The 11896-nt window shown below is 38.9% G+C and carries 8 protein-coding genes; 1 reads left to right on the top strand and 7 read right to left on the bottom strand.

The window, feature by feature from the left end; translation table 11 throughout:
* Positions 1–161: 161 nt before the first annotated feature.
* On the bottom strand, positions 162–1124 hold the full coding sequence (gene arsM, locus AA637_RS13175; RefSeq protein ID WP_446683142.1) for an arsenosugar biosynthesis arsenite methyltransferase ArsM: 963 nt from the start codon (positions 1122–1124) through the stop codon (positions 162–164).
* 456 nt (positions 1125–1580) lie between these two features.
* On the opposite strand from arsM, the gene ctpB reads away from it, so the two are divergent.
* Positions 1581–2876, top strand: a complete 1296-nt coding sequence (gene ctpB, locus AA637_RS13170; RefSeq protein ID WP_446683141.1) for a carboxyl-terminal processing protease CtpB — start codon at positions 1581–1583, stop codon at positions 2874–2876.
* Positions 2877–3006: 130 nt separating this feature from the next.
* Here ctpB and AA637_RS13165 read toward each other — a convergent pair whose 3' ends face one another.
* From AA637_RS13165 to AA637_RS13140, 6 genes are all read right to left on the bottom strand, one after another.
* Complete coding sequence (locus AA637_RS13165) at positions 3007–3657, bottom strand: phosphate ABC transporter permease (protein WP_446683140.1); 651 nt, start codon at positions 3655–3657, stop codon at positions 3007–3009.
* Positions 3658–3685: 28 nt separating this feature from the next.
* Positions 3686–4207, bottom strand: a complete 522-nt coding sequence (locus AA637_RS13160) for a phosphotransferase-like protein (RefSeq protein WP_446683139.1) — start codon at positions 4205–4207, stop codon at positions 3686–3688.
* Between the two features lie 36 nt (positions 4208–4243).
* A complete protein-coding gene (locus AA637_RS13155) occupies positions 4244–6130 on the bottom strand; it encodes a DNA-directed RNA polymerase subunit gamma (RefSeq protein WP_446683138.1) in 1887 nt (628 codons plus the stop codon).
* 161 nt (positions 6131–6291) lie between these two features.
* Positions 6292–7035: an MHYT domain-containing protein gene (locus AA637_RS13150; RefSeq protein WP_446683137.1), complete on the bottom strand. Its 744-nt coding sequence runs from the start codon at positions 7033–7035 to the stop codon at positions 6292–6294.
* 52 nt (positions 7036–7087) lie between these two features.
* Positions 7088–8395, bottom strand: coding sequence for a response regulator (locus AA637_RS13145; RefSeq protein ID WP_446683136.1), 1308 nt, complete (start codon positions 8393–8395; stop codon positions 7088–7090).
* A 384-nt stretch (positions 8396–8779) separates the two neighbouring features.
* The gene (locus tag AA637_RS13140; protein ID WP_446683135.1) at positions 8780–11857 is read right to left on the bottom strand and encodes a response regulator; all 3078 of its coding nucleotides are present in this window, start codon (positions 11855–11857) and stop codon (positions 8780–8782) included.
* Between the last annotated feature and the right edge of the window lie 39 nt (positions 11858–11896).

Below are 11896 nucleotides of genomic sequence, written 5' to 3'. Positions count from 1 at the left end.
TAGTAGTCTCAAATTATTGATAAAAACTTCAAAGGAATTTAATTTTCTATTAAGACACTAGCTAGGGATGATAATATTTTTATGACCTTGACCGGTTTACTTATTTATGGTTACGATACTTAAGCTCCTTAAAGAAGCAATTATCAAAAAAATCAATATTTTTAGCAACAGCCTCCGCCGTCATAATGCCAAGTAGAATCAGTTATAAAAACATCAGAAAATTTACTTAAATTATTGGCCGTTTTATCGCAAATAGAAGCAGGAACTCCTTTTGTTAGTATATGTCCAGCATTATCATCAAAATAATCTAAACTACCATGATAAATTGCTGTTTTTCCAGTAAAAATACAAGCCCCATCTTCAGGAATTGGCACTTTAAAAGAAACGGTATTTAAACTTTCTAATAATAAAGGTTTTTCCAATTTGTAACTATGGGTATCCAATAAACGATAGGGGCGACGAGTACGAATTTCTACCTGCCCAAAACCAGCATCAATTAATTGTTGGGTATATTCATCATAAGTTAGCGCCCCAGATAAACACATGGCTCGTAAATGCTCATCCTGTCTCAACTGTAAGGGGATAGACTCGGTGGTAATGGGATCACTCATTAGGAGTTTTCCCCCAGGCTTTAATACCCGATAAACTTCCTTAAGGGCTTTGTTTAGGTCTTCGGGTTCAAAAATATTAAATAGGCAATTTTGAGCAACTAAATCAACGGATTCATCTGCTACGGGTAAGTTAAAGGCATCACCATCTCTGATTTCGACAAATTCTTCTTTAAACCAATCGTTAAGGGTTGTGGCTTGTATTAAATTGTCTCTTGCCACGTTTCTCATGGCTTCCACGGGTTCAACGGCGATAACTCCCCCTTGCTGACGGCTAAAATAAGCAAATTGTAGGGCTTCTAATCCCCCTCCGACTCCGACATATAAAACCCGAGGATTTTTTCCTAGTTCGTTGGGGTGAACCGTTGTACCACAGCCGTAGTTCATCTCTTGCATTTTTTGGGGGATTTTTAGTCCTGGTAATTGTAAAGAGCTACTTTGAACGCAACATAAACCTACTTCGGGGGTTTGGGCGACTTCTGAATAAAATTTGGCTGTGGTTTCTAAATATGTCATAAAATTCTGGAATAAAATTTCAAGTTAAAATAAGTACGAGCTGGATAGCAAAAAGGTTTTAACTATATTGATGATATAGCAATCTTTAATAGGTTGTCACAAAGTTATTTTTTTGGTCTAAAGGTAAGGGAGGTTTAAAATTAGGGCATTGCAGGGGTTGTAGTATGAAATATAATTTAGTTACGCTCAACATTGAGATGTAAAAATATTATCATCATTGCCTAATTTTCTGCTCAAAGAGGAAATCATATGTATGAGTAACGCCCTAATCAGTATTTGAAATAAAAGGTCACGGTAATGGTTATTATCAACAATTAATCATAAATCTCGATTTTAAATTGATTGAAAAAAGTGCTGGGATGTTAAGAAGGTTGGCGGTGAACAGCACATCGTAAAATAAATTTGATACACTGAGAAAAAAGATGAGAGTTTAAAAATATTCATCCCCACACATTTATGAAAAAGTCAAATACCTTAACACCCGATAATCTCAGAAAAGTTTTTCTTGCCCTCGCTACGGGAACCCTAATACCTTTGTTTTATCCTATTCCTACTCAGGCTGAAATGGTTGAAAGCCCGAAGGCAATTGTGGATGAGGTATGGCAAATTGTCAATCGAGAGTTTGTGGATGGAGATTTTAATAAGGTTGACTGGCAAAGAAAAAGAAGTGAGCTACTCAGCAGAGATTATAGTAACCCCAGACAGGCATATCAGGCCATTGAGGGGGCTTTAAAAGATTTGGGTGATCCTTATACTCGTTTTTTGGTGCCTGATCAGTTTGAAGCCCTTACCAATCAGACTTCTGGACGGGTTTCTGGGGTGGGGATTCGTATGGCTGTAGATCAAAGAACTCAAGATTTATATGTAGTTGAGGCAATTCGCAATTCTCCAGCAGAAGAAATGGGATTGAAAAGGGGCGATCGCATTGTACGTATTGACGGAAAACCAACGGCTTTAATGGACTTACAACAGGCCTCAGAAGCCATGCAGGGGGATAATGGTAGTGATGTACGCTTACAAATTGCCCGTCAAGGAGAATCCAGTTTTGAGGTGGTAATTACCCGTGCAGAAATTCAAATACCTGCCCTCGATTACAGCCTCCGACAAGAAGGGGAATTAAATGTAGGTTACATAAGGCTAGAAGAATTTAGCTCTAATGCCACTGAGCAAATGCAAGAAGCCATTACCAGTTTACAAGATCAAGATGTTTCCGCCTTTGTATTGGACTTGAGAGGCAACCCCGGAGGACTCCTATTTGCCAGTGTAGATATTGCTAGAATGTGGATGGCAGAAGGAGAAATTGTCGATGTAGTGGATCGTCGGGGGGGGCATCGTCGCTTCCACGCTAACAACTCCGCCCTCACAGATCTTCCCCTTGTGGTATTGGTAGATGGTAATTCTGCCAGTGCTAGTGAGATTTTGGCTGGGGCATTAAAGGAAAATCAAAGGGCTACGGTAGTGGGCACAAATACCTTCGGTAAGGGTACGGTACAGTCAGTACATTCTCTTTCTGACGGCTCTGGATTGGCGGTAACTATTTCTCGTTATTATCCCCCTAGCGGACTAAATATTAGTAAAAATGGCATTGCTCCCAATGTGATCCAAAACATTAGCCGTCGGCAACAGTCACAGTTAAGGGATGATCCTTCTCTTATTGGTACGTCGTCTGATCCTCAATATTATAGAGCGGTAAGCGTCCTCCGAAATTTGGCTTTCTCCCCAGTAGAAAATAGCCCTGTTAGTAGAAATTAGAGCAGTGGTGAATTAAGATATGAAAATAAAAATTTGCAGTATCAAATACTGGATATTACTTACAATGCTTTAGTAATTGATACTCAACAAAAATCATATCTTGATTATCATCGTAAGTTTTAAATGATGATTAACCGTAGATTTTAGCTAATTGCTTTCTAACATCTAAGAAAATATCTCTTCTCAAATAGGGGTATTCTCCCACCCAAAGTTTATGACGGGGAATATAAATATCAGTAACTTTGCTAATACGCATAAAATCAGGGTCATTAGATAATAGTAATCCTTCTACCGCTTGACCACGATTAATTACCTTGTGAATTCTTTGTAAGGGACTAGAGATAGTAGTTCTAAAACCACTTTTATCTCCTATTTCTACGTTAATCTTTTTCTGCAAATTCTCAACAATTATCACTTTACCTAGCTTGTCGAGAGCTGAGGATTCGTTGACCACTTCTTCGCTAACATATACATCCAATACCCTACCACGCCAAAAGCCAACGTACTGATAACGTCTATATTTACCATTACGCACACTAGCCCAATATACTGGACCCCATAGCCAGTATAGCCCAACGGTCACAATCAAAATCAAAGATATTCCCTCAAAACCTTCACCAAAAACTGCCCCTAAAAGCAAAAAAATTAATACTCCTATTAAAGATATAAATAAATTTTTTAGTAATGTGGAAAGATTTGCCCAGTAATAAGCGTATTGCGTTCCTGTGGCGATCGCAGGTATCATATCATCAAGAGCTTCTTTTCTAAGGGGAATTAACATAGGTGAACAATGGATAGTTAATTATATTTCAGTCTAATGGATTGAGCCAAGAAAAAACGTCTTTTTCTTCCCAGTTGTGGTTATACTCTACTTTATTGCCTTCAAAAGTCTTAAAAATGTGACCATGGGCAACCAAAGAAAACTCATCATCTCCATGAGGATATTTTTTTATCCATGAAACCAACATCTCTAAATTAGCATTTTGTGCCTCTAAACTGTCATACTTGTGGCTTTCCCAAGGACGTTTACGGCAATTATCTAAACATACTTCTATGTCTGGATTGAGAAATATTAATTGATTAGCATATTCACTCATCGAGGCAATTAAATCCCCATAACACCCTTCAATAATCCAATGGGCATTACTTTCCATGAACTCAAAAATATCTGCATAGACATCATCAAAACTTCGTCTTTGGGGTGTTAATCCAGACTCCCAAGCGATGGTATCTAAATCGAGATAGGGAATTTGATACACTTCAGCAATTTTCTGAGCCAGAGAGGATTTTCCTGAACTAGAATTACCGAGAATGATAATTTTTTTTGCCATAAAAAAAGGGAGACAATGTGCCTCCCCATAGTTTAATTAAACAGCTTCAAAATCTAAAGCGTCAATGATGGTTTTGTTATAAATAATGCGTCCGGGAGTGGTGTGGACATATTGGGCAATTTTTTCACCCTCAGCGGTTTCGCGCACTTTGCGATCGCCATAATACTTCCAAACACTACCATCGGTAAGTTCTTCAATTTTTTCTGGGGTATCATCAGGGCGACTACCATCAACCTCCCCATCAAAACGCACCCATACATAGGCGTGTAAATCAATTAAACCTTGCTCATAGGCTTTAAAAGCATCCTCAAGGTTAGCATAATAACTATCAGCGCCCTTAGTGGCAGCAGGATTTTCTGCTGTTAGGTAATAACAACCCAATACCATATCCTGAGAAGGAGCGATAATAGGTTTACCCGTAGCAGGAGAAAGAATGTTGTGACAAGCCATCATCAACAAACGAGCCTCCGCTTGGGCTTCAATGGACAGGGGTACGTGTACCGCCATTTGGTCCCCGTCAAAGTCAGCGTTGAAAGGAGGACACACAAGAGGATGGAGTTGAATAGCTCTACCCTCTACCAACACAGGCTCAAAGGCTTGGATACCCAAACGGTGAAGAGTCGGCGCACGGTTTAGTAGTACAGGGTGTCCTGTGATAACTTCCTCTAATACTTTCCAGATACTAGGATCACCTTTGATAATCATTTTCTTAGCCGCCTTGATATTGCTAACAATACCGATACGGATGAGACGGTTAATGACAAAGGGTTGGAAAAGTTCGATCGCCATTTCCCTAGGCAAACCGCACTGATAAATCTGTAAACTAGGACCGACTACAATTACCGAACGTCCAGAGTAGTCCACCCGTTTACCCAAGAGGTTTTGACGGAAACGACCTTGCTTCCCTTCGATAATATCAGAAAGGGATTTGAGGGGACGATTATTACCACCTACCACAGTACGCCCTCTACGTCCGTTATCAATAAGAGCATCCACCGCTTCTTGTAACATCCGTTTTTCGTTACGGATAATAATTTCAGGGGCAAGAATTTCTTGAAGACGTTTTAAACGATTATTACGGTTAATTACACGACGGTATAAATCGTTAAGGTCAGAGGTAGCAAAACGACCACCATCTAATTGCACCATGGGGCGCAAATCAGGGGGAATGACAGGAATTACACTTAAAACCATCCATTCAGGTTTTGAACCTGTGGCAATAAAGTTATCAATTAAGCGTAATCTTTTGATTAATTTCGCTCTTTTTTGTCCTTTACTGTTGCTTATATCTTCCCTTAATTTATCTGCTTCTTCTTCTAGTTGAATTTCTTGTAATAAACGCTCTACCGCCTCGGCGCCAATACCTACTTCAATATCTTCTAATTCTGAATCCTCGGCATAAATTTGCTCCTCAATTTCCATCCATTGATCTTCACTGAGCAATTGACGGTTACTCAAGTTACTGGCATTACCGGGGTTTAGCACCACGTAGGAGTTGAAATATACTACTTGTTCTACGTCCCGAAGGGGCATATCAAGGAGAATACTTAGATAACTAGGAATTCCTTTTAAGTACCATACGTGGGTAACAGGGGCGGCTAGTTTGAGGTAGCCCATACGATGACGGCGCACCCTAGACTCTGTAACTTCAACCCCACAACGTTCGCACACAATGCCACGATGGCGTACTCTCTTATATTTTCCACAATGACATTCCCAATCCTTGGAAGGACCAAAAATTTTCTCACAAAATAAGCCGTCCATTTCGGGCTTGAGGGTACGATAGTTGATGGTTTCTGGGGTTGTTACTTCACCGACTACAATACCATTGGGTAAGGTGCGCTCGCCCCATTCTCTAATTCTTTCGGGGGAGGCGATGCCGATTTTAACGTAGTCAAACTGTCTTGTTTGTTGCTTTGTCATGCTATTGTAATGAGCTAAACCTTTTCTATATAATCAATCAATATGTAATCCGCAATTATCCGAGGCTTGTTATTTTTTTTACATTTAGCGATAATTGTCCAGAGAATATATTATACTATAATATTTAGCAAATATTTTTGGTAGTACCGCCCCAAGGTATTTTAAACAGAACGATTCCAATGGGAGTTAGCTAATACAGTGTAAACGATCGCAAACATCCCTAACACCGCAAGGGCAACGGAAAAACCAATCATCTGGCTATCCAGAATGTTTGTGGCTTGTTGGGTCAGTAAACTATAATTGGTGGTGAATTTAGCCGCTGCCATGCCTGTATAGTGCATCGATAACACCGCAACACCCATAATTAGAGACGCACTGGTTTTTTTGAAGTTATACAAAGCATCTTTTTTCCCTGTCCTTAATCCAATAACAATTTTAATGGCCGCAAAAGAAGCTGCGATCGCAATTACAACCGATAAAATAAACAAAGTAGGATCATAACTCACATCCGCAGCCACCCTCATGGCAGCCATACCAATGTAGTGCATTCCTGCAATGGCCGCCCCCATGGTGATAGCCCCCGCCACAATGGTTTTATTTGTCACCAAAGGCTGAGTGATAATGTATAAACCCTGAATACAACCCACCACAGCCGCAAACAAAGAAACTAACACAATCAAAAAATCATAACTAATCTTGGGCTCGATAGAAAAAGCCGTCATGGCAATAAAGTGCATACCCCAAATACCCATACCCATAGTTACAGCACTAATGAGCAACCAACTCCAACGCTCTAAACCCTTGTTTAAAGTTACTTCCTGAGACATTTCGATGGTGAAATAACCAGCCCCCACCGCAATAATAGCGGAAAGAATAACGAGGGGAATATCATAAGTTACATTCATGATTGTTTACTAATTTATATTTAAAGAATTGAAGATGAAAATATGTGAAAATTTATTTGCTTAACGCAGAATAGTTAGGTTGTAAATGCTTATTAACAATATTTAATAACTGCATTTGAGAAAAAGGTTTAGGTAAGAAATCCTTAGCACCAATACTCTCCATTTTTTCAGCATCCAACATTTTATGATTCCCACTAACAATGATAATAGGAACATTTTTAAACATAGAACTACTCTTAAGAATCTGAGAAAGACGATTACCGTTGATCTTCGGCATCGACAAATCCATCAAAATCAAATCAGGTTTACTTTCAAATAGATAAGAAAGAGATTCTATGGGATTTTCCACCGTCACCACCTCAAAATAATCTCCCTGCAAATAATCCTTGATAGTTGCCAACATTGTTTCACTATCATCAATACAAATAATTTTATACTTGTTTTGCTCAGAGAAAGAATCAACGGCAGAAGACAATCCACCATTACTATCAGCTTTCACAGACTTAGCAATCACATTTGCCCTTTGTGGTTGCACAGATGGTGTAGCACTTTGCATAACTTCCTCCTCCATAGAAGGTAAACTGGGCAAATTATTGTAAGGATATTTTGCAGTTTGTAAACGAATTACACCCCGCTGAATATACGGAGCGAGTAAACTGATGATTTTTAACTCATCCTGTTTCAAAAAAGTAGCCATATCTCGGATAGTAGTATCAGTATTGACCAATTTGGCTAGTTGTGCCAACACCCTCGGAGACAACTTCCCTTGGGGTACTGTTTTTTGAGCGTTAACAATATTAACAAACAAAGGTCTTTGATAGGGAGATTTTACCAGTTTGGAAACTTTTTGCCATAGTTGATGACGAAGACGCAAAGACTTAACCATGGAGGGAATTTGCACAACATTATCCCCAACCATGTTTTTTATCTTCAATATTTCTGCTTTTTCCAATTTTTCCCAACGATACTCCCCTTCTTGTAGCCAGAGGAATGATTCTAGGGTATCTTGAGTTAACTCATTGATAAGAAGATTTTTTTCTTGGTTGTCAATTACTTCTTTTTGACATAAGAAATAGACTAACTCTATATTCTCTAATTTATTTATATTTCTTTTTGATTTGAGAGAAGGAATAATTTTGCCCACTAGATGAGGAGCTAAACGGCTTAAATAATATTCTAATGTGTCTAATGATTGCAAGGAATGATTAGCATATTGTAATGCACCATCAATGTAATAAAGATTCCATGTTACAAAGTTTGATACTAGCTGTAAATGAACTGTTAATTGATTTTTATAAAAATATTGAAGAATATTAATGGGATTAAATTTTGAAGTTGTTTGCTTGGCTTGACTATTCATTTTATATTTCACCTCATAGAAATATCATGGAATTAATATATTAGGATTAGACTAAATTCAATCTACTCAATGGATGAGAGACGACTACTTAATCAATAAATAGCGATAATTTTATACACATCTCAAATTAAATAAAAGGGTTAAACTCTCTTATCAAGTATTAGACAGAGATTATCTTTATAGGTTTAAATATCTTAGGAATAAAATTATGTAAGTGCTGTTTTTAGTTATAGTCATTTTAGACTATTTTTCAAAAGTTATTTAGCTATTATACGATGTAATTTGTTTGTGTATGTTTAAAATAATATGTAGTTTTATTAATAAGTTTATAAAAGCCATTTGTTATGTACTTTTTATTCTCTTTAATATTTTTTAATCATAAACCTAGAGATAATTTACTTTTACTAATTTCTCGATGGTTTTCAGTAATTCCTCCTCATTATAGGGTTTTGAAAAGTAACCATTAGCCCCCAAATTAAAAGCTAATTTTTTATGTTTTTCATTGCTTCGGGAGGTAAGCATAATTATAGGCAAAGAGTTAAATTGAGATTTGCCTTTAATTTCTTCTAACACTCCGTATCCATCAAGGCGGGGCATTTCGATGTCACAGATAACCCCTTGAACGGAAATTCCTGCCAATAGTTTATCTACCGCTTCTTGTCCATCCTTGGCTTGTTCTACTTGATACCCTGCTTTTTCTAGGGTAGAGGCAAGGTAGCGACGGACATTGATAGAGTCATCCACAATGAGAAGGGTATTATGGCGATCGCCCCTAAAGCCTTTATAATAATCATTACCAAACATTTGAGTGCGTGGTTCAAAATCATTTTGTTGCTCAATGCCTTCTTGAAGCATCACCGCAGGATCAATTAAAGGCAATACCCGTCCATCCCCTAAAACCAGAGAGCTAATGAAGCCATGAGGCAAAGGCAGATGGGTTTCAATGGGGCGAATAGTCACCTCCTGCTCACCCCAATAACGCTCTAGATAAATAGCTCCACAATTATTTCCTTCCCCCACAATCAACAATGTAGGTTTCTCAATAACAGGATAACCCGCCATTTCAAACGGTTTAGAAGGACGATTAAAAATCAAAAAGTCTTCCATACGAACCACAGGAATAATTTGATTTTGCCATGAAACCCGCTTTTGCTCAACGGATTCAGGACATTTAATAATTTCCCTCACACTGTTGACAGGCACCGCAAACACCATCTGTTGAGTTTCCACCAACATCACCTGAAGAATGGATAAATTAAAGGGAAGAGAAAGGGTAAAAGTGGTACCCTCTCCTGGGGTACTGTAGGCATGGATTTCCCCCTGCAACTCATGAATATTCGATCGCACTATATCCATGCCCACACCCCTTCCCGACAACTCCGTCACCTCGGAAGCGGTACTAAAACCAGGCTCAAAAATATAGTCCATAATTTGAGAAGGCTTCATTTTGGCAATTTCTGCCCCACTAATACCCATTTTCAGGAGTCGTTGACTAATTTTTTCTAAAGGAATTCCAGCCCCATCATCTTGGATAGTAACCATAATTTTTGTACCACGGTTAAAGGCGCTCAGGGTGATAGTTCCTTGGGCTGGTTTTCCTGCTAAAACACGAGCTTGAGAATCTTCGATACCATGGTCAAAAGCATTGCGTAACAGGTGAGTAAGGGGAGCATTGAGAGCCTCAATAAAAGTGCGATCGAGTAAAGTAGTTTCCCCCTCAATTTTTAGATTTACCTTTTTGCCAAACTGTATTCCTAAATCTCGGATAAAGCGAGGAAAACCCCTCACCAAATCAGCAAAAGGACGCATCTGGATGCGAGTGGCATTTTTCTGCAAAGATTCCATGGTGTGATTCAACTCTTGCAGGGCTTGGTTAATATCACCGATACTAAAATTAATATCCGTGCTAACCTCTTTTAACTGCACAATAGTTTCGATTTGCTCCTGAGAAATGACGTGTAAATCGCTATAGCGATCCATTTCTAGGGTGTCAAAGTCTTCTAGGGTCGCCTTGGTAACTAAAGATTGTTCATTCAAAGATGAAACCACCGTGGAATCCTGTTCATCAATCCAACCTTCCGAGGAGGCTCGATCATACCAATCCCTTAACTCCTTGTTCGAGCGCTCTAATTGATTCATCCGCCGTTGCATCAACTCCCCAAAAGCTCTGATTTGTTCTAGGCGTAAATTGAGACGGTTTCGTTCTAAAATTAATTTACCAAAAAGAGCATTAAATTGTGATAATTGCTCCACGGGAACTTTGACCATTTTCCCCGTTTGGGGTGCTACCTTGATGATTTGAGGTTCGGGAGTAGAAATTAGCTCTTCTTGGGGGCTAGAGGTATCCTCAAACACTTCTGCAAAAGCATCTTCCATGGCTTCTTCTATGTCTTTGCCAAGGCTTTCTAGGGCAAGAAAATCTTCGGAAAATTGTGCTACAGAATTATCGTTTTCTAAGGGTAAATCAAAATCTACCACTTCATCCATGGCGTTACTCAGGGAGAGTAAATCATCGTTTTCTAAGGGTAAATCGAAATCTACCACTTCGTCTAGGGCATTACTCAGGGAGAGTAAATCATCGTTTTCTAAAGGTAAATCAAAATCTACCACTTCATCCAGGGCGTTACTCAGGGAGAATAAATCATCATCCCCCAATTCAAAATCAACGTCTGGGGTAATAGAATTATTTTCTATGGGTAAACTTTCCAAATCCCATGGTAATTTATCTAAATTTCCCCGCATCACTAGCCCGTGCGATCGCCTCCAAACCTTTAACGCCTCTTGAGCTAAATCAACGATATGATCTTGACTAGTGGCGATCGCCCTTTGTTTCACCGATTCTGATAAATTAATAACTGGCTCTAAATCCGCCATACGCGCATACATCAAGATTTTTTCCGCCGTCATCACCACCCCAGAAGCCAACTTATCTACGGGTAAATCATTTATTTGAGTTTCAAAATCATCGAGGATAGTATCAACCCCCTCCTCAAACATCTGTAACTCCCCACTACTTTCCTCATCCTGTTGTTTGAATAATAAATCCTCATCCTCATCCCGTAACTCCCCTAAATGTTCTTTTAACCCCTCAAAAATAGGGTTAATTTCCCTCTCTAACCAACCTTGAGAAACTTCTTCCCCCCTCAAATAACTATCCTTAATTATCACCATGGCATCCACAGCCCTAAGCAATAAATTTTCCACCTCCAAATCAATGTGCTTAGAATGATGATGTACCCGCAACACCTTCAAAAAGTCTTCTAAACGGTGGGCTACCTGATTGAGTGCCATAAAACCCATCATCCCTGCACCACCTTTGACAGAGTGAACTTCTCGCAAAATCAGATCTAATTTTTCTGCCTCGGCTATGGTTGCGCTAATGTCTAATATGTTGCTTTCGACTGTGTTAAAACAATCTTGGGCTTCTTCTAAAAAGTTGAGCTTTATTTGATCTCGATTCATTGTTTTAGGGGTTAGGGGTGAGGTTTAATAGGCAATGGT

Origin of the sequence: Cyanobacterium sp. HL-69 (assembly GCA_002813895.1) — a bacterium.
In the GTDB taxonomy this organism is placed as follows: Bacteria; Cyanobacteriota; Cyanobacteriia; order Cyanobacteriales; family Cyanobacteriaceae; genus Cyanobacterium.
Note: the sequence above shows the minus strand (reverse complement) of the source record. Positions and strands in the feature narration are given on the sequence as shown.